The organism is Paenibacillus sp. P4_E11 (genome assembly GCF_056401635.1).
This window is the reverse complement of record NZ_JBFUIX010000004.1, coordinates 75,658-100,814: the sequence shown is the minus strand read 5'-3', so window position 1 is coordinate 100,814 and position 25,157 is coordinate 75,658. Positions and strand designations below refer to the sequence as shown.

Below are 25,157 nucleotides of genomic sequence, written 5' to 3'. Positions count from 1 at the left end.
GAAAATCCCAAATAAAACACCAGAGCCATCATTCGGCTCTGGTGTTTTAGGTATCTCCTTATTTGCCAAACAACGGCTTATAATCGCCATACCCTTCCTTGTCCAACTGATCAACCGGAATGAAACGTAGAGCGGCAGAGTTGATGCAATACCGCAGCTTGGTCGGCCCCGGTCCGTCGTGGAACACATGGCCCAGATGCGAGTCTGCTTCCTTGCTGCGCACTTCCGTTCGGATCATGTTATGTGTAACGTCGACATGATCGGTTACATGAGTTTCCTCTACAGGCTTCGTGAAGGAAGGCCAGCCACAGGATGAATCGAACTTGTCGAGGGAGCTGAACAGCGGCTCGCCAGATACGATATCGACATAGAGGCCGTCGTCCTTGTGGTCCCAATACTCATTCTGAAAAGGCCGCTCCGTCCCGTTGTTCTGCGTCACCTCATATTGAATAGGCGTGAGACGTTTTTTTAATTCAGCTTCTTTCTTGGCATCCTTCCAATGCTCCTTAAGGAACGCCTCACGACCTGAGCCGGCGAAGTACGATTTGTAGCGCACCGGGTTTGTTTTATAATAGCCTTGGTGATAATCCTCTGCCTCGTAGAACGTGTGTGCTGGTAGGATCGGGGTGACGATCGGCTTCTGGAATACACCGCTTGTCGTCAACTGCTGCTTGGATTGCTCGGCTTCTTCCCGCTGCTCCTCATTATGATAGAAAATCGCTGACTTGTATGAATGACCCCGGTCCGCAAACTGGCCTTCGGCATCCGTAGGATCAATCGACTGCCAGAATGTCTGGAGCAAGCGCTCATAGGAATACAACGCAGGATCGAACGTAATTTGAACCGCTTCATAATGACCGGTCGTATCGGAGCATACTTGTTCATAAGTAGGATTCACTACATGGCCGCCCGTATACCCGGAAACGACCTTTATAATGCCCGGTTGTTCGTCGAACGGCTTCACCATGCACCAGAAACAACCTCCGGCAAATGTGGCTAACGAATAGGAATGGCTTTCTTGACTCATAACGATCATCTCCTTTACCCATAATACAATCATAAGATGCGCATAATGTAAAATATCTAACCGAAATCAACGCTCACAACATTTAAGTTAAACTGTGTAAAAAGTGTTGACAGTTCAAACTGTAATAAATATAATAACAGTAAGCAAGCGGAAAGGGGGCGGTAGAGGGTGAATAGTGAATTTACGATCGCGGTACACAGCCTGGTGTTTCTTTCCAATACGCCGGATCGTATGGCCACAAGCGAAGTCATCGCCCACAATGTGAACACCCACCCGTCACGTTTGCGCAAGGTGATGAGCTGTCTCAAGAAGCATGGTTATATCGCTACGAAGGAAGGGATCGGCGGTGGTTATTTGCTGAATTGTAGTCCTGAACAGGCTACATTGGCCGAGATTTACACTGCGACTTCTATCGGCTCGATCAAGCCAAGCTGGTTTTCCGGTAATGAAGATGAGAAGTGTATGGTTGCCTGCAATATGGCGGATGTCATGGATCATATATTTTGCGAAGCCGAACAGCATTTGCTCGAATACTTGCAGCAGATGACGATCCGCGATGTGCTTAACCGGGTGAAAGCCGCACAGCTTGAGAAAAAGTAATTTTTTCTATTCAATCTGTTACAGAAACGATGACAGTTTATTTTCCGAAAAATCATGCAGGAGGGTGATGAAGAATGAATCCAACACTGTTGATCCAAGAAGGCGACTGGGTAAGCGGCACCTCGCAAGCTGACGAGAAGTTCATAGGTTTCGTCGAGTCCGTAAGTGGAGGCGGCGCAGGGTTGAAAGTATGGGTAACGCAGTGCGACAGGGAAGAGGCGGTGGGGACTTCAATCGATGCCAGTGCGGCCAAAGTGAAAAAGCTGCCGGATCATACGCCCTCTACGCCGGAAGAACTGCGCGGCCTGATCGAGCTCGCCTTAATGACGCAAGATAAGATATGGTTCGATGAGCTCAGCGCGAAGATGGCCGTCTCTACGGTTCCACCTACTGAGAAGACCTTGGACGAGGGCAAGCGATATAGTTCGAATCGATTGTACCGACTCATTGATTAATAATAACTAACTAATGAAGGAGTGGATTGGAATGGCGATCGTCAATACTACAGATGCTAATTTTCAGGAAACGGTGAAGGAAGGTTTGGTGTTGGTTGATTTCTGGGCGCCTTGGTGCGGGCCTTGTAAAATGATTGCTCCTATTCTCGAGGAACTGAGCGGGAAAGTGGGGGACTCCGTCACGATTGCTAAAGTCAATGTGGATGAGAATCCAGAGACGTCTGACCGTTACGAGGTCATGAGCATTCCAACGTTGAAATTGTTCAAGGACGGTGTAGACGTGTCAACGCTCATCGGCGTTCGATCTCTTGCGGAGCTCGAAGCTCTTGTCAACCAGCACTTGCAATAACGACTAGATTTCACCATATGGGAGGCATTAAACCAGTGAACACTACCTACCAACCTTTATTCGAAGCCATCGACCTAAGAAGCGGGGTGCGGCTTAAGAACCGCATCCTGATGGCCCCGATGACCAACTTCTCTTCCAACCCTGACGGCACTGTCTCGGACGCGGAAGTCAGCTACTACGCACGCCGATCGAATGGAGTAGGGCTTGTCGTCACAGCCTGCACCTATGTTACCCCGAACGGCAAAGGATTTCCCGGCGAGTTCGCGGCGGATCATGACGACATGATTCCGAGCTTACGGCGTCTTGCAAGCACGATCCAAGCGCAGGGTGCTCGAGCAGTTCTGCAAATCTTCCATGGTGGGCGGCTGTGTCCGCCAGATCTCGTGCCGAACGGCGATGTAGTCAGTGCTAGCGCTGTGGCGGCGGAGAAGGCTGGAAGCCCGATCCCTAGAGCGCTGACCGATGCGGAGATCGAGGCGATTATCCGCGACTTCGGCGAAGCGACCCGAAGGGCGATCGAAGCCGGGTATGACGGCGTGGAGCTCCATGGAGCCAACGGCTACTTGCTTCAGCAGTTCTTCTCACCACATTCCAACCGCCGGAATGACCGGTGGGGCGGCGACTTGAACCGACGGTTGGCATTCCCATTAGCGGTTGTGGCTGAAGTGAAGCGGGTTGTGGCTGCTCATGCCAAGCATCCGTTCTTGGTCGGCTATCGCTTCTCCCCGGAAGAATCGGAAACACCAGGGATTACGATGGAGGATACGTTCGCTTTAGTCGATGCGTTAGCGGATCAACAGCTGGACTACATCCATGTCTCGTTGTTGGACCTCAGGTCGCAACCCAAGCGTGGCGCAGACGACAGCAAATCCCGCATCGAATGGATTGTGGAACGCGCTGAAGGGCGGGTGCCTGTCATCGGAGTAGGCTCGATTCGCAGCGCGGACGAGGCTCTACAGGCATTGCAGACAGGTATCTCTCTCGTGGCTCTAGGCCGTGAGCTTATCGTGGAACCCGATTGGGTCGCCAAAGTAGCAGAGGGACGCGAAGCGGACATTCGGACTACGCTGACCGAAGACGATCAAGAACAGTTGGTTGTTCCGGACCCGTTATGGAAAGCGATCATCCATGCCCCAGGCTGGTTCCCTGTACAGAGCCGGGTATGATAACATAGATGCGATACAGTGTCGCTATTACGAGGAAAAGGTGATGAGCATGTCCTTCAGCATTCATCCGGATACGGTTATCGGACAAGTGAAATTGAAAGTGACCGATCTGGAGCGGTCTGTTGCATTTTATCGCGACGTGGTGGGATTGAAGCTGCTTAAGGCAGAGAACCATGCGGCGGAGATGTCCGTAGACGGGATTCACCCGCTGGTGTTTCTACAAGAAATACCAGGAGGCGTCGTAACGAGCCGCCGGTCGGCTGCCGGGCTGTACCACTTCGCGATTCTGGTACCGGACCGTCCATCGCTGGGGCTGTCTCTGCGTAACCTAATCGCTAGCGGCATTCATATCGGGCAAGCGGACCACCTGGTCAGTGAGGCGCTCTATATCGCCGATCCGGACAACAATGGTATCGAGATCTACGCGGATCGCCCGCGCAGCGAGTGGAAGCGGGATGCGAACAATGAGTACATCATGGCCGTTGATCCGATTGACTGGGACGGCTTGCTGCAAGAGGCGGGAGATCGGCCTTGGATAGGATTGCCGCCTGACACAACGATTGGCCACATTCACCTGCACGTCTCGGACTTGCTGCAATCGAAAACATTTTATTGCGACATTCTGGGGTTCAAGCTTCTCGCGCATATGGAGAATTCCGCCCTGTTCGTGGCGGCGGGCGAATATCATCATCATCTCGGCTTGAACGTATGGGCTGGCACTGGCGTGCCATTATCCGCCTCGAATGCGTCTGGACTCGCTTACTATACAGTCGTGTTGCCAGATGCAGCCAGTGTGGAAGCGGTACGGACCCGGTTGGAGGCTACTGGGATAGCTGTGATTGAAGCCGAGGATCATCTGGTTGTGCATGATCCATCCGGGATCGAGCTGCATCTGCATGCGAAGGCTAGATAACACATATGATCAGGCATGTCTAAAAGAACCCCTTCCGGTCTCTGTGACTGGAAGGGGTTCTTTAAGTTTTGAGGTATACAACTATAGGGGGTACGGGTTGTGCTGTGTTATAATATACTTATTAATGGGCGAGGTGATGACAATGACTGTCATTGAACATAAGAAATATATTGAGCAAATGGATGATTACATTAAAAAGATTACCGAGGAGCCGCGTGAAAAATCCTTAGACTTTTTAAATAAAGCGGGTATTGTTGATAAAGATGGTAAGTTAATGCCACAATATCAAAAGCAATGATCTATTCCAATCTCCCCAGTTTCGTGCTTGGTTTTCATGGATGTGATCAGACAATTGTCGAGAAAATTTTGATGCATCAAGACATTATGAGAGCCAGTGAGAACGACTATGATTGGTTAGGGCATGGAATTTATTTTTGGGAGAACAATCCCCAAAGGGCAATGGATTATGCACTTATGTTAAAAGACAAGCCCGGTAGATCTAGAATTATGATCAATGAACCAGCTTCAATTGGGGCAGTCATTGATCTTGGACATTGTTTGAACTTATTAGAGCAAAGCTCTCTGGATGTGCTAAAACGGGGATATGAAATATTAAAGATTAAACTAGAGAAGCTGGGTACGCCCTTACCCGAGAACAAAAGTGGTCGCGGAAGTGAGAGTCGAGATTTACTTCTCCGGTTCTTGGATTGTGCAGTTGTTCAGTCAGTTCATGAGTACAACCGTGAGATGGGTCATAAGCCATACGATTCAGTACGGGGTGTGTTCTTTGAAGGGAACGAGCTGTACCCAGGAGCAGGCTTCAGGGAAAAGAACCATATTCAAATATGTGTGATTAATCCCAATTGTATTAAAGGGTATTTTAAACCTATGGAAGCCTTCGGAGAGTTATAAGCGTAAGATAAAGAACATCCAGTGAGTTAACCACATAAAGTGAAGACAAGCCTTGTGTCTGCAAGGCTTTTTTGTACTTGCGCATAACTAGACGGTGAAAGTCCGGCCGAGGTAAGAGCCAAGTCGCCTCGTAGCTGACAGGCTACTGGTGGAGAGATCCTAAGGTTGAAGCCCTGTGACGACAAAGTAACCTCCACGGAGGTGCGAGCAATTCAACAGGCCGTAATATGAAGTGAATCCTGCTGCATCGGCAAAAAGAATCCGTAAGGAACAAGAGAGAGCCGAGTGGTAGCCCAGTCCTTCACTCTACTAGTATAAGTTTTTGGGGTAGGGGAGTCCAGGCTGTCCCAAGCTTGAATTAGTCGAATAAATGGGATTCAGTCGACATTCGGGAAGTTGGTGCTGTGCAGAAAGCGATTGTTGTGGAGCTTATTCGCACAAATCCTGCAAAAGTGCATGATTTTTGATCCGTTTGCATTCGAAAGTTCCATATTGATGCGAAAGCTCAACATTTTAGCCGTAGTTCGGGCGAAATCGAGATTTTGGTCGATAAAATACTGCACATTTGCAGGATTCCATTAGCTTTTGACTGGGAGTGGGAGAAAATCCCACATTTGCAGCATTCCGGAGTGTTAACTTGCTCAGTTGTGTCTCTCCAGTAAGGCCATCACGGGATCGGCATCAGAAGATGCCACTCGGAAGACGTAACGCTTTGAAGCAAAGAAGTACAGAAGAGGAAGTGGGCAGGGGGTGGAGAAGCGTCAGCGTCCGCCTTTGAAATCTCGGCCCAACTACGACCAAACTAATATCCAAGGGCCGTGATTTCAACAGCGGTTGGAACCCTCTGCCTACTTCCTCCCCATGCGACAAACTGAACTCAAACGACAAAGGACCGTCAGTGCAATCTGACGGTAGATATTCATTGTCAACATATTGCCATAGTTTAGTTGGAGAATTAGTGAAGCCAATTGACTTCGGGTCTTTAGCACTATACGATGGGGAAACCAAAAAGACTACATATATTTACCAAGAGGTGAGCAAATTGAAATCAGCCAATTCCTTAACGAACAAATTCCTGCTTATTATGGGTTCAGTCTTGCTCGTGGTCCTTCTAAGCTTAACCGGCTACGAATGGAAGACGATACAGCAGGATGTGGAACGACAACTACTGGAGAAGGGAAGCAGCCTGGCTGTTTCATTATCTCACAGCCTGGAAGGCCTGACCGAATCGGATATGAAGAATGGCGTCATGTGGCCGGACGGTACGAAGATCAGCGGTGCGCAATTGAAGCAGAATATGTTCAACGACCAGTTGACGGTGATCCCGGAAAGCCGTGCAGCAAGTGACAAGCGCAATAATCAAGACCCTACATATAAAAGCAAGCAGGTTGAGCTGTTCAATGGCAATAAGGTACCGATTGGGCAATACGAGCTGAAGTACACAAGTGCTTATGATGCCTATACCGACATGCGCTGGCAAAGCATCATCGACAGCTTCCTGATCGATCCGACCGTTGTATTCGCTGTCCCGATCGCGTACTCGGCGAATCCGGAATTTGTCGGCTACATCCCTACGCACAATTCCACCTACAGCCTATCGGGAGACGGTTCGAAGGATGCTTGGGGTGATACCGGACTGCTCAGCCAAGGCTATAGAGCGAACCGCATATTTAACGATCCGACCAGCTATAACGCAGCAGTCTACCAGAACAAGGATAAACCGAATCTGCAAAAGTATGATCGGATCATTGATGGGAAAACCGTGGAAACGTGGGACATCTCCTACCCGATCTACTTGGACGGACAGCATTGGGGTGCTGTACGTGTAGCCTTGTCCAAGGAAAGCTACGATGCCCTTATTGCCCAGCAACGGAGGGCGATGGTCATTGAGTTCGCTAGCATTATAGTCGTCGTGTTGGGGCTCCTATACTTGCTGACGAGAATCGTCGTCGGCCGGAAGCTGTCTCAGGTCGTGAATGCGGCACGAAATCTCAATTCCGGTGAAGCAGACCTAACTTACCGCATTCCAATCAGTGGGCGGGATGAGATTGGCACGCTCAGCCAGGAAATCAATCAGTTCATGAACCAGTTGATGCAGCTGGTAAGGTTGGTGAAGGACAACTCGCGGCGGATAGCAGAGTCTGGCAGCGCCATGTCGGCCAGCATGAGCGATGCACTGACAGGCAGCCGACAAATTGTAACCGCGATGGAGACGATGGCTGCTGGTGCGGAACATCAAGCTGTGGGAGCGGAAGAGAGCGCCAGAGCGATGGAGGAAATGTCGGTAGGCATCCAACGGATCGCCGAGTCGTCCGGGATAGTGGCCGAAGCGTCGCAGACGATGCTACAGCAAGCTGAGCAAGGCAACGGTACGGTTCAGACGGCCGTGGAGCAGATGAATCAATTATCCGGCTCCACGCATCAAGTGTTCAAGGTGATTGAGAAGCTGTCTGAGCGTTCCCAGGAAATTGGCCAGATCGTCTCGGCCATAACGGATATTTCTGCACAAACGAACCTGCTCGCCCTGAATGCATCGATTGAAGCAGCTAGAGCAGGTGAACAAGGGAGAGGCTTCTCGGTAGTAGCGAACGAGGTGAGGAAGCTCGCCGGACATACGGAAGCCTACACGGACCAGATCGCGAAAGTGATCGATGAATTGGGTCAATTGATCGCAGCAGCCATGAAAGCCATGCGGGCAGGGGCTGTCGATCTGGATAACGGGTTGAATTCGGTCAGTGAGCTTGACCATGTGTTCAGCCGTATACTGGCTGCGACGAGACATATCGCGGGACAGATGGAGGAAGTGTCTGCTGCTTCCGAGCAGCTGTCTGCCGGGAGCGAAGAGGTGACGGCATCGATCGAGACGATTGCCCGCATCGCGGAGCAGTCATCCAACAGAACGCAACAAGTGACAAGCACCTCTCACAATCAGCAGTTGCACTTGAATGAGACTGCCGACATTGCAGAAGCTTTGAACGAGCTAGCGACTCAATTACAAGCTACAATTAGCCGATTCAAGGCCGAATAAGACTGGGAATTTCGGGAGGTTGTATAGTAGAATAGGAAATAGATTCCTTTCTGTTATTCAATCGAGCATAAGTAGGTGGTCCAGGATGTTGTTTGATCATTACAAAGTAGAGACTCTGTTATTGAATCTATTTTTCATCCTATTCCCGCTTATTTTCTACCAGTTCATATTCAGAGAACGAATTACTGCAAAGCCAATACTTAAGAATGCGTTATTGTTCGGTCTATTTATTATTCCTATTCTCTTATGCTTGTGTTTTCCAGTGAGCAATGTGGATGGATTCCGGATGAATCTCCATACTACACCGTTCATTATCGCCTGTTTATACAGCAATCCCTTTGTATCGACCCTCCTCTACATTTCCGTCATTCTCAGCCGGCTTGCATGGGGAGGGCAGGGACAATACATTTCCCTGATTTCGGACACCGTGTGCTTATTGATTAGCCTTCTGCTGATTTCCAAATACCGATCCATTAACTTGGTTGCCAAAATAGTGTCAATTGGCATACTCGCCATAGGTTCCAAGATGATCGGCAAATTGGCAAGCCTGCTGATTAATCCCGATTATGTGTTCAATCTGCATATGAACTTTTATTTGATCGAATGTGCGATGATTGCTCTTACCGTCTATACCATTGAGGCTATTCAGAAAAACATGCTGCTCAAAAAAGAGTTGTACGATACGGAGAAAATCAAACTAGCCAGCGTAATATCGGCTTCGGTCGCGCATGAAATCCGTAATCCACTCACTTCTGTAAGGGGTTTCATACAGTTGATGTACGAGACGTCTGAGCTGACACAGGACAAGCGGCAAATGTACGGGAGAATCTGCTTGGAGGAGCTCGACCGGGCTCAGCAGATCATTAACGACTATCTTTCCTTGGCCCGACCTTATCCGGATATCGTCGAGCTAATCGACATTGGCGAGGAAATCACTTATGTCAGCAAGGTATTAACCTCTTATGCGAATTTACGAGGGGTCGAGCTGCGAGTGGAGATGGAAGAGGGCCTATACGTGTCCGGCGACCGACAGAAATTAAGGCAAAGCATTATCAACATTGGCAAAAACGGGATTGAAGCGATGGAACAGGGTGGAGTATTGGAGTTCAAGGCGAAGAAACATAACAACGAAGTGAAAATGATCATAAGTGATTCCGGATCGGGGATGACGACCGAGCAAGTGAACCGACTGGGGACACCGTATTTCTCTACGAAGGATAAAGGGACCGGACTGGGAACGCTCGTATCGTTTAACATTATTAAGAATATGTTGGGCAAGATTAAAGTAGAGAGCCGAGTAGGAGTGGGGACAAGCTTTCATATCTCATTCCCTGCGGATGCCAAATCAGAATCAAGAGCACTCTAATGTGTGCCGGTTATGAAGTCAGGGCAAGGCGGTATGGACAGCCTTGCCCTGACTTCTGTTAACCTTATTTGAGAATCGTGTACTGCCCGATGAGGGGCAGCGGCTTCATCTCGCCATTCGCTGCATTCACGATACCGAGAATCGCCAGAACGAGACAGAACAAGCCGGCGAACGGGAGCAGAATCCAGCTAAGAAACGGAATGATGCGGAACACCACATTGACCGCCAAGTAGAGCAGGAACAGGGTGAGTCCTTGATTGGCGTGATACATCGCGAACTTGGAATCTTTGGCCGCCAGAAGCGGGATGAAGAAGATTATGTAAGCCAGAACTGCGTAGATTTTGTTATTCTTCACATCATCGCTGGAATCAACCGTCATACAAAGCACCTCTTTCAGATCATAATAGTTCAGTATATTACTCGCGTTCATTCAACATTCTAATCGATTGGTGTCATATACGGAATGAGTGGATCTACCTATTCCGCTAGGTAAATAGATAGATGTGACTCCCCGGGCCGGAGGGCCCAACCCATGACAATCGATCCAATGTACTTGACATCGGCTTTAATTATGTCATAATGATAATATCAATACGACAATTAAATAGTTATGACGGGCAGGTGATGAATATGAAGGAACCGGTCGAATGTGAAAGTGAGCACGAGCATGCATCGAACTATTCCGCCAGCAAGTACAGAACCCCGGACGGTGCGCCAGCGGACATCGTCATCTTTACGATTACATCGTCGGAGAAGAAGGGCGGCGTGAAGAAGTCTCTTCCGCTTCGAGAGCTTCAAGTGCTGCTTATCCAGCGCAAGAGTTGGCCTTATGAAGGACAATGGGCGCTGCCAGGCGGGTTCTCCAACGATACGGAAACGATCCACGATTGCGCCAAGCGTGAACTAGAGGAGGAGACGGGCGTCTCGGACGTCCATATCGAATACTTCAACGTGTACAGCGCACCAGGACGGGACCCGAGAGGCTGGATGATCTCCCATGCATTCTATGCGCTAGTGAATGAGAAGCTTCTGCTGAACCGCAGGGCGGCCGACGATGCGGCAGATGTGAGGTTGTTCCCGGTAGAAGAGGCGTTAGCGATGAAGCTTGCCTTCGATCATAGTCTCATCCTGAACGATGCGATCAAGCAGATTCAACAGAAGATGCTTACGACTGCCATTGCGAAACAGTTTCTGCCTGACGAATTCACGATCAGCGAGCTTTATCAAGTCATTCAGACAGTTGTGCCCGAGTTCGAGGAACGCAACTTCATCCGCAAGATCACGTCCACCCAGAGCCGAGAAGGCCTTATTGAGCAAGTGCGGAGTCGCTCCGGGGAGATGAAGATGTCGAACCGCTATTCGCAACGTGCCGCACAGCTATATCGTTTTACAGAGTATGTACCTGCGTTGTCCATCTACAGTTAAATAGACACGATTGAAGGAGGATGAGCGTTGATGAAAGCATTGATTGTAATCGATTATACGGTGGATTTTGTAATCGGGAGCTTGCCTTGTGGGCAGCCTGCCATCGACATTGAGGAGCGTATTGCGGCGTTAACCCAGCAGTTTGCGGAGCAAGGTGACTTCGTTGTGATGGCGGTTGACCTGCATGACGAGGATGATGAGTATCACCCTGAGAACAAGCTGTTCCCCCCTCACAATATACGTGGAACGACTGGACGCGAGCTTTATGGGAAACTGAAGGCTGTGTATGAGGGGAATCGGGACCGCATTTACTGGATGGATAAGACGCGATACAACGCTTTTTGTGGAACTGATCTGGAGCTGCGGCTGCGGGAACGCGGAATTACGGAATTGCATCTGGTTGGCGTCTGCACGGATATTTGCGTGTTGCACACGGCGGTGGAAGCTTACAACAAAGGGTTCCAAATCCGAGTACACACCGATGCTGTTGCCAGCTTCAACCTGGGGGGCCATGACTGGGCGCTCACTCATTTTCAACATACGCTCGGGGCTACGCTCCTTCAGAACAATCAACCGATCACAGTGTAGAGGGGACGAATCTAATGTCGAATAGCAACATGCAGGGACTCATCGTACAAGATTTGAAAGCAGTTAAGCAAATTGACGCCACTGAGGAAATTCGCAGGAGAGTAAGCTTCCTGAAGCAATATGTCGTTCGTGTAGGAGCAAAAGGGTTCGTGCTCGGTATATCAGGCGGTCAAGATTCGACGCTGGCGGGCAAATTGGCGCAAATAGCTGTTGATGAGCTGAATGCAGAAACGAGCGGGGGCAGCTATTCGTTCATTGCAGTCCGGCTCCCTTATGGGGTACAGCGCGATGAAGCCGACTGCCAGGACGCCCTTCAGTTCATCCAGCCGAGTCGTACCTTGACCGTCAATATTAAACCTGCGGTCGATGCGGCCGTGGAACAATTCGTGGTCGCTACTGGTGAGCAGCTTAGTGACTACTTGAAAGGAAATACGAAGGCACGGGAACGGATGAAGGTCCAATATGATCTCGGCGCCCATTACGGCATGCTCGTGTTGGGGACGGACCATGCGGCGGAAGCGATCACCGGATTTTTCACCAAGCATGGCGACGGGGCTTGCGATGTTGCGCCCATCTACGGTCTGAACAAGCGGCAGGGCAAGCAGCTATTGCAGGCGTTAGGCTGCCCGGAACACTTGTATACGAAGAAGCCGACCGCGGATCTCGAGGACAACAAGCCTGGGTTGCCAGATGAAGATGCGCTCGGGATGAGCTACGAAGAGCTGGACGATTACCTCGAGATGAAGCCATTGCAGGACGATGCGATGCATAAGGTAGAAGCACGCTACCTGGCGACGGAGCACAAGCGACGGGGACCCGTGACCGTCTATGACACCTGGTGGAAGGACTGACAAGCATGAGCTACAACAACCTGACGCTTCACACTGACAAATATCAGATCAACATGATGTATGCCCACTGGGTGCAAGGGACGTTGCATGAGAAAGCCGTATTCGAGGCGTACTTTCGCAAGCTGCCTTTCGGCAACGGGTATGTCGTATTCGCAGGACTGGAGCGTATCGTCCAGTACATTCAGAGCTTGAGCTTCGGCGATGAGGAGATTGCTTATCTGCGGACTCAGGAAGAGAACTACAAGGAAGGGTTTCTCGAGGAACTGCGCAAGTTCCGCTTCACCGGCAATTTGTACGCGGTAGAAGAAGGGACGCTCGTATTCGCCAATGAACCGCTGCTGCGCGTGGAAGCGAGGGTGTTCGAGGCGCAATTAATCGAGACGGCGATGCTTAACTTCATGAACTACCAGACGCTTGTCGCTACGAAGGCGGCCAGAATCAAGCAAGTGGCGCCTCACGAAGTACTGCTCGAATTCGGGACGCGGCGGGCACAGGAGGCGGATGCCGCTATATGGGGTGCAAGGGCCGCCTATATCTCCGGCTTCCATGCTACATCCAACATGCGCGCCGGCATGCTGTTCGGCATTCCGGCCAAAGGCACGCACGCACACTCGTGGGTGCAAGGGCACGAGACGGAAGAGGAGGCGTTCCGTCAATATGCTGAGGCGCTGCCCGATCAAGTGACGCTATTGGTCGATACGTATAACACACTGAAGAGCGGAGTACCGAATGCGATCAAGATCGCTCGCCAGCTGGAATCGATGGGCAAGCGATTGAACGCGATCCGCCTCGACAGCGGTGACTTGGCCTACCTCTCGCAGCAAGCACGGGAGATGTTGGACGAAGCGGGATTCCCGTATGTGCAGATTGTCGCGTCGAACGATCTGGATGAGAACATCATTCTGAACCTGAAGGCACAGGGGGCCAAGATTGACGTCTGGGGAGTCGGGACCCAGCTGATCACAGCTGCTGACCAGCCCGCCCTGGGCGGTGTGTATAAGCTTGTGGCCCGCGAGAAGGGCAACGAATATGTGCCGGTCATCAAGGTGTCGGGCAATCCGGAGAAAGTATCCAACCCAGGTTTCAAGGATGTGTACCGCATTATCAATAAGGAGACGGGCAAGGCGGAGGCCGACTACATCACGCTTGTCGACGATGACGATGTGAGACAGAAGGAACGACTGAAGCTGTTCGATCCCGTGCATCCGTATATGAACAAATGGATTGAGAATTACGAAGCTCTTGTTCTATTGAAACCTATCTTTACCGATGGTGAGCTTGTATATGCATTGCCTACACTGAATCAGATTCGGGCGCACCATGTTGAGCAATTGGGGTTGTTCTGGCCGGAATACTTGCGCAAGCTACATCCGGAAGCATATCGTGTCAATCTGAGCACGAAGGCGTGGCAATTGAAGATGGACCTGATTCAGCAGCACCAAGGGTAACAGTAGTTCCGATGATCTGGCTATCACGCCAGACGATTAAGAGACCAAGGCCTGCGCCTTGGTCTTCTTCGGCGATTCAGAATGATTAACTTCGCTGATTGTTCATCGTCTCGGCAAACGCACGGCGTCAAAGGACGCCGTAGGCGTTTATCCTTACAGAATCAGAAAGTATAAACTTCGAGAGGTTGCATCCTGATTCGGTATAAAAAGTTACCGCTAAAGACGAACCCGCTTCACCGAGTTGCTCCGATAGGAGCTTTTTTTATCTTTGTCGGCACGATGGAACACAATTGGAGAAGAAACATAAGGTGGAGATAGTCGAGGCTTACCGAGGCTTCTTACTTTTTGCTGGTGTCGGAAGATTTATCATCCTCACGTTCTTCGAACGGTTCACGATCTTCTTCGTAATACATAATTAGGGGTACACCTCCATATAGACAGGATGGTTATTCATTGTTAGTATAGTCTCTATTGTTTATCCCAGTATTAGCTCTATGTAAGAGTAATGTAAATGTAGGGGAGGCTTCATTCCAATGAACAACACATCACGCATGATGAGCAAGCGATCTATTAAATCCGTCATCATACTTATTTCACTGGCAGCACTGCTCTTGCTATCCGGCTGCAACATGTTCGCGAACGACTTCGGCAAGCTGAAGAGCGCCTTCCAGGGACGTGAGGCAACGATTCAAACGTATGACGAAGACAGCAACATCATTGACCGTGTATCCGGCAAATCCATCGACATCGGGGCTGATGACAAGTTCGCCATTACGGACAAAGAGGGGAAGACGGTGCAAAAGTCCGGCGTGCTCAGCTTTACGGTAGGCGGCAAGGTCATGACTCATGTGGGCAGCTCGCTTATTCTTGCGGAGAAAGGACTTACTGACCTGTTCTCCGAATACGCCAAGACGAATACGATCTCGAGTAATGATCGCTCCATTCCATTCATCAACCGAATTGTTAACGGCGTTCAGAATTTGACCACGGGAAAAGAAATGATCATCCTGATCCGTTCGCAGTCCGGTAAGCCGCTCGCCACCTATTCTGGGAACAGCGTCAGTTATTTCGCCACAGACATTGATAAGAGCACGGGCTTCATTATCGATGGGAAGTATTTGTTCGTCTATCGGTGCGATTATACGATCTATGAGAAGTCATTGCTGCAATAAATCGGATTGCATGCTATAATTTTTCCAGTTATGGATGTCTCGTGCAGACAACCCTGAGGAGGAAACAGATGGACCCTAATTTAGCTCAGAGAAATTCGTTTTACCGACGACGCAACACGCCTACATTTACGTTTATGGCATGGGCTGCATTCATTCTCGCATGCGGATTTGAGTTTATCGGCGTTTACACCCTGGAGCAGCCCCTGTCCGTACAAGGCTATTATGGTGTCACGGGTGTGCTAATTATTGTATCCGCCTTCGTCTTGCAGAAAGTGATTCGCGATAACGATGAGGACGCTTTCCTCCAGCAGTACAGTCCGAACCATCGGCGTAGAAATACGGCAGCGTTCACATTTATGTCCTGGGGAGGTTTTATCCTCGCCGTTCTTTTTGAATACGTCGGGCTCTATACGCTAGAAGAACCCTTTTACGTCAAGGGGTACTACGCGATTGCTGCAGCTTTTCTGATCGTGTCGTGCCTGGTGCTGCAAAAGGTAATCCGCGACAACGAAGAAGATAAAATCCACAATCCGCCGGTTTCGGCAGAAGCGTAATATTGGTATAGAAAGGAAGGCTGCCGGATTGAACTGCACCCCGTCAAGTAGACACTGCAAAAAATAAAACTCAGTTAAGCGGTCTTGGTCCTGAATTCCATCGGACTAAGGCCGTTTAATTTCGCTTGTAATCGTTCGTAATTGTAGAAGTGGATGTAAGCCTTAATGTCCCGTTCAAGCTCTTCAAACGTACTATACTTCTTCAAATAGTACTTTTCGCATTTTAATGTTCCCCAGAAGGACTCCATGGGACCGTTGTCGATGCATCTCCCCACACGAGACATGCTTTGCACCATCCCCTTCTTTAGGATCTTTTTGAATTTTAGTGAAGTGTACTGGAAACCGCGGTCACTATGTAGCATAGGTTTGCTCCGTGGTGCTGCCTTCATTGCCTTTTTGACAGTTTGAAACACAAGACTGTTATTGTTGGAATGCCCGAAAACGTACGACACAATGGTATTGTCGTGGAGGTCTAAGATGGCGCTTAAATACGCTTTTTGACCATGACCATATTTGAACTCGGTGACATCTGTTACCCATTTCTCGTTCGACTTTGTCGCAGAGAATTCGCGGGTTAGCAGGTTCTCAGCCACGTGCTGAGGCTTTGACGCTACATATTTATGTCGCTTTCTGCGGCGGATCACAGACTGAATTCCCTGTAGCGCCATGAGGCGTTGAATGCGTTTGTGGTTGACCTGTTGCTGTGTTTCTTTGCATAAGTGGAGCGTTAATCGACGGTACCCATAGATGCCGCCTACCTTCTCATGAATTGAGATCATCGCTTCTGTTAGTGAACGGTTTTCCAGCTCATGTGCACTAGGCTTGCGGTTCAGCCATTTGTAATAGCTTGACCGCGGAATCTCTGCGATTTCACACAATATTTGTATGCTAATTAGCTCTTCTTGCAATACCGCTTGAATGGCAAGGTAGATGTTTTCCTGACGTACTTGGCTTAACGTCGCCTTCTTTCTAGTTCCTCTAACTTTTTTAGGAATGCATTTTCTGCCCTTAGGCGCATAATTTCCGCTTCCATCTTCTTCATGGCAAGCTTTTGACGGTCAGCGTCGGTTAGCTTTTCTTCGGCCTTTTTACGCCCGCGGCCATCCCGTAGCCCATCTTGACCGCTGTCTTGGTACTTCCTCACCCATAGGTATACTTGTTGGTAAGAGACCTGATGCTGCTCCGCTGTCTTCCCATAGTCCAAGTTATGTATGAGGCAATGCTGAACAATTTCCATCCGTTCCTGCCATGTTGTCGAACGTCCCTTTGTCATAGCTCTTGCTCTCCCTTTATAGGTCTGTAAGCTGCTATGACAATTATACTTCTTCACCCAATCGGAAAGCTGTGTTCTGYTCGCAATTTTGTATTTGTCGATAATATCATATTGGGATAGTTCCCCTTTGAGATAATCCAACACCGCCTGGAGTTTATGTTCTGCGGAATAGCTGCGCTTGGAAGTCTGCTCCTCTAACCCTTCGATACCGTATACTTCATAGCGGCGTCGCCATTTCACCAAAGTTGTTTTGGAAATCCCATGTTTATAAGCAGTGCCCATGAGGCCAAGCTTACCGCATTCGATCTCTTGGATGATGGCAAGTTTCTCAGCCGCGAGATACTGAACTCTAGACATGAAAAATGCTCCCCTCTTAGTAACAGGCTTTTATTATTTCACCTGTCTACTATTTGGGGAGCATATCAAATTATAATCCGGCAGCCTTCTATATCTTCAAGATCTATTGCGGAACATGACGGCCGATATGCCCACGAATTTGTGGAACAGTCTGGAGAAATAAGCAGGGTCTTCGTACCCGAGCATCGTGGATATTTCCCGTATCTTCAGCGTGGTATATGTTAGCAGCTTCTTCGCTTCGGTAATCTTGAGTCGGTTGACGTATTCGTTCAGCGGGTATCCGGTATTATGGTGCACAATCCGTCGCAGGGAAGATCGGGAGATATGGTTGCGTTCCCAGACTTGCTGCTCGTCCCAAGGTTGATAGATGAATGTGGAGATGTCGTCCAGAATTTTGAGCACATTTTCTGGCTTGTGGCTAGGGCCGAAGGGGGAGCGGCTGGCATGTTTGAAAGAAAAATCGTATACAAGAGACTCCACCAACAAGGCAGCACGGTCGGCATTGTCCGGAATCCCGCTGTCCATCAAGCTGCCGATCGTCTCGATGGAATGCAGCGACTTGCTATCCGAGCCAATCTGCATGACGGAGCTGGGATTGAATAGTCCGCTGTCCAACCATTCCTTCACGCGGCTCCCTTCGAAACAAACATAATATTCGTCCCAGCCTTCTTCCAGATCCGGACCAAAGTGAAAGGCGGTCCCTGGCCATTCCCAGAACAGGCTGCCCGTTCTCACAGGTTGCACTGGTTGGCCATCGATCTGATAGCTTCCTTTTCCTCGCACGATATAAGTAAAGGACCAATACTCGTTCAAGGCGCTCTTCCTTCTAGACCTTCGACCAGGCAAATGTCCAAACGCTGTAACCGTAAGGCCCTTGAGCTTTAATTTGGATCGTTCGACCTTGAGTTCGATGACACGCATCGGAAGAGGGCTAATCTTAGTATCGGTAATAACAGCCAAAGTCAAGGCACCTCCTTGGATCATTTACGTCCCGAATATACATCTATAATACATGTGCGAATAGGGAAGTTCAAAGAAAAAGCTAGGACATGATTCGGAAAAAAGGAAGTCGCCCGACGATGTCGAAGATACTATGTAAAGCTTACTACCAATGTTTCGAACTGTATATTCCAAATATCGGAGGGAGTAATGACAATGGAGCGCCTGACAGGAGCGGAGAACAAGCTGCCTGGCACATTAGACTGGCAGTTGACCCAATTTCAATTCGATTATCCTGGTAATATGCAAGCGAGCCCGATCATTCGAGGACTTCGGTCGTCGGTTATTGAAGGCTATGCTTCACGTGCCAGCGTGTACCCTGGCGATAGCATCGATCTGATGGTGAGTGTGAATCCGATCGCCCGGTTCGACGTGGATATATATCGACTGGGCTATTATGAAGGATTGGGCGGGCGGCATATGCTGCATCTGGGTCCGATCGAGGGCGAGCGGCAGCCGATGCCGATGGAGACGGTGGAACGACTGCGCGAATGTGACTGGGAGCCCAGCGTAACGCTTCAAATTCCGCAAGACTGGACGAGTGGTGTCTACTTGGCCAAGTTGACTAAGGACGCGTCCCCTCGGGCACAGAGCTATATCATCTTCGTCGTGAAACAGCAGCGGAAGACGCAGGTTCTGGTGCAAGTAAGCGACCTGACGTGGCAATCCTACAACAAATGGCCGGGCAACAATTCGATCTACGATGACGGTACCCCGGACATGTGGTATCAGGGCGATAAAGTTAGGGTTAGCTTCGACCGTCCATACTCGAAGTACTGTCAGATTGTCGACGCCCCATTATCGTGCGGATCTGGCGAGTTCCTGTTGTGGGAGTTCCCACTCGCATATTGGCTGGAGGCAGAAGGCTACGAGGTGACGTATTGTTCCAATCTCGATACCCATCACGATCCGAGTTTGCTTGAGTCGTGCGAAGTGTTCATCTCGGTAGGGCACGATGAGTATTGGACGCGGCAAATGTACGATAACGTGACCAAGGCTCGAGATGCAGGGGTCAGCCTGCTCTTCTTGTCAGGCAACGCGTTATATCACGAGATTATCCCTTATGCCAAGCAGGAGGGTGAACCGTTCCGGTCGTTCGCACGCGGCCGATACTTCAGCGACGAGCATGAGCTTATGGGCGCCAGCAGCTTCGGGCCGGGTTACGGTGACTGGACTGTGGCGAAGCCGGACCATTGGGTGTTCGAGGGCACTGGGATGCAGGCAGGCGATAGCATCCCCGGACTGATCGGCTGGGAGTTCCACGGCATGCCGTTCAAGGAGATTGAGGGTCTGGAAGTGCTCGCCTGCAGCGATCTGGTCGGTGTGCAGTCCGAAGATCCGGTTCGAGGCTTCGGCGTGCGCAATAAAGGCGACGGTAAGCATGCTGCTGTTATTTATCCAGGGCCACGCGGTAACTGGGTGTTCAATGCGGGCACGATTTGGTGGGCGGAAGGATTGAGCTGTCCGCCGGGCCATGTCCCGGCGATGGGTGATATTGGCCGGACGCAAGGGCCGGACCGGCGTGTGCAGCAAATGACGCGCAACCTGCTCGCCCGGTGTCTCAGCAAGGTGTAGTCCGAACGCATCATTCAGCAAGCCAGCCGAATCAGTCGGTTGGCTTGTTTTCGTTAGGTGCGTGGGACGGGTGGCAATGGCAAGTTCACAAAAAAAGGGAAGCCAGCTATCGGCTTCCCCTGTTCGTGTGATGACTAATTGGACTTCGGCTTGTCGAAGGTGTGTACCTTCGTCCATGTTGTACCGCCATCGGCGGTCGTGTACATAACCGACGGCTCGGTGATGTCTGTGACGATCCACCAGCCGCGTTTGGCATCGGCGAAGGCCAAATGCGCATTCCCGTTGCCGGCGAATGACTGCTTGCCGTTGATCCACGTTTTGCCGCCATCCGTCGTCATGCCGAGCGAATGGGGCTTGTCGCAAGCCGGGCACATTCCACCCATATAGGCGCTCTTGGGATCAATGACATAGAGAGGACCAGGCTTGGAGCCGGTATTCTTCGGCCCTTCATTGTAATCAATCGGGAAACCAGGAGCTGGACCGCCGCCTGCCGAGGAGTTAGCCAGCACCGCCTGCCATTGCTTCCCGCCATCTGTAGTGTGGAACAGCGAGTAAGACGTCTGGCTCATGCCGGACTCTCCGATCAGCTCGACCCACGCATCATCCTTACCGGCCGAGCGGATCAACGCTCCATTCAGTGGAGCAACCGTCTGCTTCGACATGACCTTATTCCATGTTCGGCCACCGTCGGTCGTTGATTTCACGACGATCATGCCATTTCCTTGCGTGACGACCCATCCATGCTCACTGTCATGGAAATACGCATCGCCTACCGACTCGTCGGGTATCGAGATGAGCGTCCATGTCTTGCCTCTGTCGGTCGTGCGAGCATTCGCGCTGAACGCCTCGTCGGCCGACACGAAGTGGAGGAATCCGGCGTTCGGCATTTGGCCGACGACGGACCACTTCTTCCCGCCATCGCTTGTGCTGAACAGCTGGCGGATGGACGGCTTGCTGACATCCGGGCTAATGACGGCCCATGCATCCTGGCTGTTCAGAGCGAACAGCTGTTGGACCGTCCCAGTGCCTTGGTACTGCTTCTTCCACGTGCGGCCGCCATCTTCCGTCCGGGAGATCCAGCCTGTCCCTCCGGCCCAGCCGGTCGAAGGATCGGCCAGGCGAAGGGCAGTTACCATGCCTGTAGTATTATCGGTTGGCGTAGCGGGACTAGACGGGGATGTCCCAGGGCTAGGTGCGGGAGTAGATGATGGTATCGCACTCGGTTGTATGGTGGATGCCGGTGTTTCGAGTGGCGGACTGATCGTAGCTCCTGCAGTTGTTGTAGTGCCGCTGCTCCGACAGCCGGCCAATAGTAGGAACACGATACTTAGAGCCAATAAACAACTAACTTGGATCGAGCGAGTCATAGTGAATTCCTCCATTCCTGTTGTTGGCTTCTTACTAATACCTTATTTGACGTATTATAACTCACATAAGTTGCCAACTTGTTCTCCATTTTATTCCAAATAATAACGCACAAGTAAAAGTTTTGACAAAAATTCAAACAATATAATATACTGTCTAAGTAATCAATAAACGAATATAGGATGTGTTTGTTTATGAAAGGATCGAAGTTGTTTTGGAATGCGTCGGTGGAACAATTGAAGCGCGGCTACGATCAAGCGGCGAATGAATATATTTGTTTGCTATGCGGGAAACAAGTGGAGAAAGGCATTATATATCCGGAGAATGGTGTGCTCTACGAAGCTGAGAAGTATATGAACATTCATATTCGCCAAACGCATGGCTCTGTATTCGAGTATTTGACGGGGCTGGATAAGAAGCTGACCGGTCTGACCGATCATCAGAGCAGCCTGCTTAGTTTATTTTACCAAGGCAAGAGTGATGCGGAAGTTCAACAAGAGCTTGGCATCGGCAGTGCATCGACCATTCGCAACCATCGCTTCGTGCTGAAGGAGAAGGAGCGGCAGTCTAAGATATTCCTAACGCTCATGGAGCTGCTGAAGGAGAAGGACGATCATGCACCCGCCTTTCTGGACATTCATAAGCAGGCGAAGATGGTTGATGAACGCTACAATGTAACCGAGGATGAGATCGAGTCGATTCTGCGCAAATATTTCCCCAACGGCACTGATGAGGAATTGGCCACATTCGAGCTGCAAGAGAAGCACCGGCTTGTTGTGCTCGGGGAAATTGCCAATCGGTTCGAGAGCGATCGTACGTACACGGAGAAAGAAGTGAATGCCATTCTGAAGCAGGTCTATCACGACCATGTGAAGATCCGGAGATTTCTTATCGAATATGGATTTATGGATCGTAAGGATAACGGAAGCGAGTATTGGCTCAAATCATAGGGGAATTAAAAGAAAGGGTTGGAAACAGATGAATCGAAGAAAACAATTGCAACAGGAATATATGGAGATTAAAACCGAAGCGGGAGTATTCCGCATCACGAATACCGTGAACGGCAAAGTGTTTATAGGCGTCACGAAGAATTTCAAAACGTTGAATGGCGTTACCTTCTCGCTGAATATGGGCAGCTACATGAATAAGGAGCTTCAGAAGGAGTGGAAGGAATTCGGGGAGTCGGCATTCACGATTGACATTGTGGAGCACTTGAAGAAGCAGGATTCCGAATATTTCGACGTGGATGATGCGCTCAAGAAGCTGGAGCAGAAGTGGATCGAGCAGTTAGGGTCGTACGGAGAGCGGGGGTATAACAAGCAGCCATAGGCTGGTGTTCGGGCTTCTTTTTGAGAAAATACGCCTGATGGGCGTCTAAGTCGTGCGAAAGTTATGCCCCTATTAGTTTGCCTATTGTTCTCTATGTTGTAAAATAGGGAGAAACGGCGATACTGGAAAGGAAAATGGGGAGACGATGATACGATTCGGCGTGATTGGAACGAACTGGATTACAGAGGATTTCATGAAAGCGGCCAAAGAGGCCGGAGATGTTAGAATTATGGGCGTCTGCTCCCGGACGAGCGAACGTGCGCAGGAGTTCGCGACTCGATGCGGCATTCCGCACACATTCTCTGATCTGGGCGAGTTCGCCGCTAGCGACCAGTTCGAGGCTGTCTATATCGCCAGCCCGAACTCACAGCATGCCGAGCAGGCGATCGCTTGCATGAATCAGGGCAAGCACGTATTGTGCGAGAAGCCGATCGCATCGAATTCAGCGGAGCTGGAAGCGATGATTGCCGCTGCGGAACGGAACGGCGTGCTGTTCATGGAGGCGATGAAGACGACGATGATGCCTTGCTTCCAGGCGATATTAGACGGACTGCCGAAGCTAGGCCGTATTCGCCGTTACTTCGGCAGCTACTGCCAATATTCCTCGCGCTATGATGCTTATAAGCAGGGCACGGTGCTGAACGCCTTCAACCCGCAGATGTCCAATGGAGCGCTGATGGACTTGGGCGTCTATTGTGTCTACCCGGTCGCCGTGCTCTTCGGCAAGCCGGATACCATTCAGGCGAATGCTGTCATGCTGGAATCCGGGGCGGATGCGGAAGGCAGCATTTTGTTACAGTGGGGAGACGGGTTGGATGCGGTCCTGATGTATTCCAAGGTTACTAGCTCGTATGTTCCGTCGGAGATTCAGGGGGAGAACGCAACGATGCTGATCGACAAGATCAGCCAGCCCACACAAGTGGAGATTCGCTACCGTGACGGTTCAATTGAAGAGCTGACCCGTCCCCAGGCTGCCAACACGATGGTGTATGAGGTGAAGGAATTCATTCATGCCATTAAGGAAGGCCGGACACAAACTTCGATTAACACCCATGAGCAATCACGGATCGCCATGGGCATCATGGATGAGGCGAGAAGACAGATGGGTCTTGTATTCCCAGCGGACAAGCGCTGATAAGATCCAGGCAGGTTCAAGAAGATGGAGGCGAGTACCAGGATGAATAAGAGGCAACACCCCGCCGATCGCATGAAGTCGCAGCCAAGCGCCCCCAGGCGGTACACGGTGAAGGAGCCGTCCGAGCTGCTGACCTATTTGCTGAAGACGATTACAGGCCATGGACGCAACGCCGTGAAGTCGATGCTGGCCCGTGGCCAGGTTCGCGTGGGAGACAAGGCTGTGACCGTCTACAACTATGAGTTGAAGCCGGGGCAGATCGTGACTATCACTACGGACAAGGCAGCGGCCGTCGCAGCAGCGCCGATGATCGGGCTGACGATCCTACACGAGGATGAGCATCTGATCGTCGTGAACAAGGATGCTGGGCTGCTGTCGATTGCCTCGGATCAGGAGAAGGAGCTGACCGCTTATCGGCAGTTGACGACACACGTCCGCAAGGCTCATCCGAACCAGCGTATCTTCGTTGTACACCGTCTGGATCGTGATACATCGGGCGTTATGATGTTCGCGAAGAGCGAGAAGGTGCAGCAGCTGCTGCAGAACGCTTGGCAGGACAGTGTGAAGGAACGCACATATACCGCGTTAGTGGAAGGTGCGGTGCGGAAGCAGGAAGGGACGATCTCCTCCTGGTTGAAGGAGAGCAAGACCCTGAAGATGTATTCGAGTCCGCATCCGAACGACGGACAGCATGCGGTGACCCACTACAAGGTGAAGCAGTCCAATCGGAACTTCTCCTTGTTGGATGTCAATCTGGAGACTGGACGTAAGAACCAGATCCGTGTACACATGGAAGATATCGGACACCCCATCGTGGGGGACAAGAAGTATGGGTCGAAGAGCGCGGCCATCGGCCGACTAGGCCTTCATGCGCGTGTGCTCTCTTTCCAGCATCCGGTGACAGGCAAGGAGCTGCGCTTCGAGACGGCGATCCCGAAAGTGTTCCTGCGTCCATTCAAGGACGATCCGCTACAATAAGCTTCGACTAAGGCAAGCAGAGAAGGAGGGGAGCATCAATCCCTCCTTTTTTGCTTTTTCTTAACATATAAGAAAGGTTAAGTTCTTCACCGTACCAAAGTATATATGGTTGTCGGAGGTTCCTTATTTTACCACTAGAGCAAGGTTCATAAGGTGATTTCATCACTCTATCGGGCTGAAAAGTGCTGAAATCGGGATGGAACAAGAGAAATAAGGTGATCAAACAACGCTATGGGTCGCAGACGGAACTCAACAACCAAGGACCCGGCGACTGACTGGGTTTTCCTTGTTC

The 25,157-nt window shown here is 50.5% G+C and carries 26 protein-coding genes and 1 pseudogene; 21 read left to right on the top strand and 6 right to left on the bottom strand.

Annotation, left to right across the window (positions count from 1 at the left end):
• Window positions 1-58: 58 nt before the first annotated feature.
• Window positions 59-1,027, bottom strand: coding sequence for a peptide-methionine (R)-S-oxide reductase MsrB (gene msrB / locus AC1DWB_RS03205; RefSeq protein WP_477539580.1), 969 nt, complete (start codon window positions 1,025-1,027; stop codon window positions 59-61).
• 168 nt (window positions 1,028-1,195) lie between these two features.
• Between msrB and AC1DWB_RS03200 the strand changes: the two genes are divergently transcribed.
• The 9 genes from AC1DWB_RS03200 to AC1DWB_RS03160 all read left to right on the top strand — a co-directional run bounded on the left by AC1DWB_RS03200 (window position 1,196) and on the right by AC1DWB_RS03160 (window position 9,816).
• Window positions 1,196-1,627, top strand: coding sequence for an RrF2 family transcriptional regulator (locus AC1DWB_RS03200; protein ID WP_477539579.1), 432 nt, complete (start codon window positions 1,196-1,198; stop codon window positions 1,625-1,627).
• 74 nt (window positions 1,628-1,701) lie between these two features.
• Window positions 1,702-2,082 (top strand): hypothetical protein, encoded by a 381-nt coding sequence (locus AC1DWB_RS03195; protein ID WP_477539578.1) that lies wholly within the window; start codon window positions 1,702-1,704, stop codon window positions 2,080-2,082.
• Window positions 2,083-2,095: 13 nt separating this feature from the next.
• Window positions 2,096-2,431 (top strand): thioredoxin, encoded by a 336-nt coding sequence (gene trxA, locus AC1DWB_RS03190; protein WP_477539577.1) that lies wholly within the window; start codon window positions 2,096-2,098, stop codon window positions 2,429-2,431.
• A 35-nt stretch (window positions 2,432-2,466) separates the two neighbouring features.
• Window positions 2,467-3,597, top strand: coding sequence for an NADH-dependent flavin oxidoreductase (locus AC1DWB_RS03185; RefSeq protein ID WP_477539576.1), 1,131 nt, complete (start codon window positions 2,467-2,469; stop codon window positions 3,595-3,597).
• A gap of 49 nt (window positions 3,598-3,646) precedes the next feature.
• Window positions 3,647-4,510, top strand: coding sequence for a VOC family protein (locus tag AC1DWB_RS03180; RefSeq protein ID WP_477539641.1), 864 nt, complete (start codon window positions 3,647-3,649; stop codon window positions 4,508-4,510).
• Between the two features lie 142 nt (window positions 4,511-4,652).
• Window positions 4,653-4,808, top strand: a complete 156-nt coding sequence (locus AC1DWB_RS03175) for a hypothetical protein (protein WP_477539575.1) — start codon at window positions 4,653-4,655, stop codon at window positions 4,806-4,808.
• Window positions 4,809-4,879: 71 nt separating this feature from the next.
• Window positions 4,880-5,422, top strand: coding sequence for a hypothetical protein (locus AC1DWB_RS03170; protein ID WP_477539574.1), 543 nt, complete (start codon window positions 4,880-4,882; stop codon window positions 5,420-5,422).
• 1,042 nt (window positions 5,423-6,464) lie between these two features.
• Window positions 6,465-8,450, top strand: a complete 1,986-nt coding sequence (locus AC1DWB_RS03165) for a methyl-accepting chemotaxis protein (protein ID WP_477539573.1) — start codon at window positions 6,465-6,467, stop codon at window positions 8,448-8,450.
• A gap of 286 nt (window positions 8,451-8,736) precedes the next feature.
• Complete coding sequence (locus tag AC1DWB_RS03160) at window positions 8,737-9,816, top strand: ATP-binding protein (protein ID WP_477539572.1); 1,080 nt, start codon at window positions 8,737-8,739, stop codon at window positions 9,814-9,816.
• Window positions 9,817-9,880: 64 nt separating this feature from the next.
• Here AC1DWB_RS03160 and AC1DWB_RS03155 read toward each other — a convergent pair whose 3' ends face one another.
• A complete protein-coding gene (locus AC1DWB_RS03155) occupies window positions 9,881-10,195 on the bottom strand; it encodes a DUF4870 domain-containing protein (protein ID WP_477539571.1) in 315 nt (104 codons plus the stop codon).
• A gap of 251 nt (window positions 10,196-10,446) precedes the next feature.
• Between AC1DWB_RS03155 and AC1DWB_RS03150 the strand changes: the two genes are divergently transcribed.
• From AC1DWB_RS03150 to AC1DWB_RS03120, 7 genes and pseudogenes are all read left to right on the top strand, one after another.
• On the top strand, window positions 10,447-11,241 hold the full coding sequence (locus AC1DWB_RS03150) for an NUDIX domain-containing protein (RefSeq protein ID WP_477539570.1): 795 nt from the start codon (window positions 10,447-10,449) through the stop codon (window positions 11,239-11,241).
• A 30-nt stretch (window positions 11,242-11,271) separates the two neighbouring features.
• Window positions 11,272-11,829, top strand: a complete 558-nt coding sequence (locus tag AC1DWB_RS03145) for a cysteine hydrolase family protein (RefSeq protein ID WP_477539569.1) — start codon at window positions 11,272-11,274, stop codon at window positions 11,827-11,829.
• 14 nt (window positions 11,830-11,843) lie between these two features.
• Window positions 11,844-12,680, top strand: a complete 837-nt coding sequence (gene nadE / locus AC1DWB_RS03140) for an ammonia-dependent NAD(+) synthetase (RefSeq protein WP_477539568.1) — start codon at window positions 11,844-11,846, stop codon at window positions 12,678-12,680.
• A gap of 5 nt (window positions 12,681-12,685) precedes the next feature.
• Complete coding sequence (locus tag AC1DWB_RS03135) at window positions 12,686-14,128, top strand: nicotinate phosphoribosyltransferase (protein ID WP_477539567.1); 1,443 nt, start codon at window positions 12,686-12,688, stop codon at window positions 14,126-14,128.
• Between the two features lie 533 nt (window positions 14,129-14,661).
• Window positions 14,662-15,300, top strand: coding sequence for a DUF5052 family protein (locus AC1DWB_RS03130; protein ID WP_477539566.1), 639 nt, complete (start codon window positions 14,662-14,664; stop codon window positions 15,298-15,300).
• A 68-nt stretch (window positions 15,301-15,368) separates the two neighbouring features.
• A pseudogene (locus AC1DWB_RS03125) lies at window positions 15,369-15,596 on the top strand (YiaA/YiaB family inner membrane protein); the annotation flags it as partial.
• 60 nt (window positions 15,597-15,656) lie between these two features.
• Entirely contained in the window at window positions 15,657-15,854 is a 198-nt protein-coding gene (locus AC1DWB_RS03120; RefSeq protein ID WP_477539640.1) for a YiaA/YiaB family inner membrane protein, read from the top strand.
• A 74-nt stretch (window positions 15,855-15,928) separates the two neighbouring features.
• Here the strand turns inward: AC1DWB_RS03120 and AC1DWB_RS03115 are convergent, their stop codons facing one another.
• The 3 genes from AC1DWB_RS03115 to AC1DWB_RS03105 form a co-directional block, all read right to left on the bottom strand.
• Window positions 15,929-16,762 (bottom strand): IS3 family transposase, encoded by an 834-nt coding sequence (locus AC1DWB_RS03115; protein ID WP_477539565.1) that lies wholly within the window; start codon window positions 16,760-16,762, stop codon window positions 15,929-15,931.
• A 44-nt stretch (window positions 16,763-16,806) separates the two neighbouring features.
• Complete coding sequence (locus AC1DWB_RS03110; RefSeq protein WP_477539564.1) at window positions 16,807-17,484, bottom strand: helix-turn-helix domain-containing protein; 678 nt, start codon at window positions 17,482-17,484, stop codon at window positions 16,807-16,809.
• Window positions 17,485-17,580: 96 nt separating this feature from the next.
• Window positions 17,581-18,444 carry an AraC family transcriptional regulator gene (locus AC1DWB_RS03105; RefSeq protein ID WP_477539563.1) on the bottom strand — a complete coding sequence of 288 codons (864 nt, stop codon included), beginning with the start codon at window positions 18,442-18,444 and terminating at the stop codon, window positions 17,581-17,583.
• A 189-nt stretch (window positions 18,445-18,633) separates the two neighbouring features.
• On the opposite strand from AC1DWB_RS03105, the gene AC1DWB_RS03100 reads away from it, so the two are divergent.
• Window positions 18,634-20,058 (top strand): N,N-dimethylformamidase beta subunit family domain-containing protein, encoded by a 1,425-nt coding sequence (locus AC1DWB_RS03100; protein ID WP_477539562.1) that lies wholly within the window; start codon window positions 18,634-18,636, stop codon window positions 20,056-20,058.
• Between the two features lie 134 nt (window positions 20,059-20,192).
• Here the strand turns inward: AC1DWB_RS03100 and AC1DWB_RS03095 are convergent, their stop codons facing one another.
• Window positions 20,193-21,425 carry a WD40/YVTN/BNR-like repeat-containing protein gene (locus AC1DWB_RS03095; protein ID WP_477539561.1) on the bottom strand — a complete coding sequence of 411 codons (1,233 nt, stop codon included), beginning with the start codon at window positions 21,423-21,425 and terminating at the stop codon, window positions 20,193-20,195.
• Between the two features lie 192 nt (window positions 21,426-21,617).
• Between AC1DWB_RS03095 and AC1DWB_RS03090 the strand changes: the two genes are divergently transcribed.
• From AC1DWB_RS03090 to AC1DWB_RS03075, 4 genes are all read left to right on the top strand, one after another.
• Window positions 21,618-22,373 (top strand): DUF2087 domain-containing protein, encoded by a 756-nt coding sequence (locus AC1DWB_RS03090; RefSeq protein ID WP_477539560.1) that lies wholly within the window; start codon window positions 21,618-21,620, stop codon window positions 22,371-22,373.
• Window positions 22,374-22,401: 28 nt separating this feature from the next.
• Complete coding sequence (locus AC1DWB_RS03085; protein ID WP_477539559.1) at window positions 22,402-22,752, top strand: GIY-YIG nuclease family protein; 351 nt, start codon at window positions 22,402-22,404, stop codon at window positions 22,750-22,752.
• Between the two features lie 145 nt (window positions 22,753-22,897).
• The gene (locus AC1DWB_RS03080; protein WP_477539558.1) at window positions 22,898-23,887 is read left to right on the top strand and encodes a Gfo/Idh/MocA family protein; all 990 of its coding nucleotides are present in this window, start codon (window positions 22,898-22,900) and stop codon (window positions 23,885-23,887) included.
• Between the two features lie 42 nt (window positions 23,888-23,929).
• Window positions 23,930-24,865, top strand: a complete 936-nt coding sequence (locus AC1DWB_RS03075) for an RluA family pseudouridine synthase (RefSeq protein ID WP_477539557.1) — start codon at window positions 23,930-23,932, stop codon at window positions 24,863-24,865.
• Window positions 24,866-25,157 lie beyond the last annotated feature (292 nt).

Coding starts and splice junctions, on each gene's coding strand:
- AC1DWB_RS03195 (WP_477539578.1), top strand. CDS start 1,702: ATGAATCCAACACTGTTGATCCAAGAAGGCGACTGGGTAAGCGGCACC.
- trxA (WP_477539577.1), top strand. CDS start 2,096: ATGAAGGAGTGGATTGGAATGGCGATCGTCAATACTACAGATGCTAAT.
- AC1DWB_RS03150 (WP_477539570.1), top strand. CDS start 10,447: ATGAAGGAACCGGTCGAATGTGAAAGTGAGCACGAGCATGCATCGAAC.
- AC1DWB_RS03120 (WP_477539640.1), top strand. CDS start 15,657: ATGTCCTGGGGAGGTTTTATCCTCGCCGTTCTTTTTGAATACGTCGGG.
- AC1DWB_RS03090 (WP_477539560.1), top strand. CDS start 21,618: ATGAAAGGATCGAAGTTGTTTTGGAATGCGTCGGTGGAACAATTGAAG.
- AC1DWB_RS03130 (WP_477539566.1), top strand. CDS start 14,662: ATGAACAACACATCACGCATGATGAGCAAGCGATCTATTAAATCCGTC.
- AC1DWB_RS03180 (WP_477539641.1), top strand. CDS start 3,647: ATGTCCTTCAGCATTCATCCGGATACGGTTATCGGACAAGTGAAATTG.
- msrB (WP_477539580.1), bottom strand. CDS start 1,027: ATGAGTCAAGAAAGCCATTCCTATTCGTTAGCCACATTTGCCGGAGGT.
- nadE (WP_477539568.1), top strand. CDS start 11,844: ATGTCGAATAGCAACATGCAGGGACTCATCGTACAAGATTTGAAAGCA.
- AC1DWB_RS03160 (WP_477539572.1), top strand. CDS start 8,737: ATGAATCTCCATACTACACCGTTCATTATCGCCTGTTTATACAGCAAT.
- AC1DWB_RS03080 (WP_477539558.1), top strand. CDS start 22,898: ATGATACGATTCGGCGTGATTGGAACGAACTGGATTACAGAGGATTTC.
- AC1DWB_RS03145 (WP_477539569.1), top strand. CDS start 11,272: ATGAAAGCATTGATTGTAATCGATTATACGGTGGATTTTGTAATCGGG.
- AC1DWB_RS03175 (WP_477539575.1), top strand. CDS start 4,653: ATGACTGTCATTGAACATAAGAAATATATTGAGCAAATGGATGATTAC.
- AC1DWB_RS03100 (WP_477539562.1), top strand. CDS start 18,634: ATGACAATGGAGCGCCTGACAGGAGCGGAGAACAAGCTGCCTGGCACA.
- AC1DWB_RS03085 (WP_477539559.1), top strand. CDS start 22,402: ATGAATCGAAGAAAACAATTGCAACAGGAATATATGGAGATTAAAACC.
- AC1DWB_RS03170 (WP_477539574.1), top strand. CDS start 4,880: ATGCATCAAGACATTATGAGAGCCAGTGAGAACGACTATGATTGGTTA.
- AC1DWB_RS03095 (WP_477539561.1), bottom strand. CDS start 21,425: ATGACTCGCTCGATCCAAGTTAGTTGTTTATTGGCTCTAAGTATCGTG.
- AC1DWB_RS03155 (WP_477539571.1), bottom strand. CDS start 10,195: ATGACGGTTGATTCCAGCGATGATGTGAAGAATAACAAAATCTACGCA.
- AC1DWB_RS03075 (WP_477539557.1), top strand. CDS start 23,930: ATGAATAAGAGGCAACACCCCGCCGATCGCATGAAGTCGCAGCCAAGC.
- AC1DWB_RS03135 (WP_477539567.1), top strand. CDS start 12,686: ATGAGCTACAACAACCTGACGCTTCACACTGACAAATATCAGATCAAC.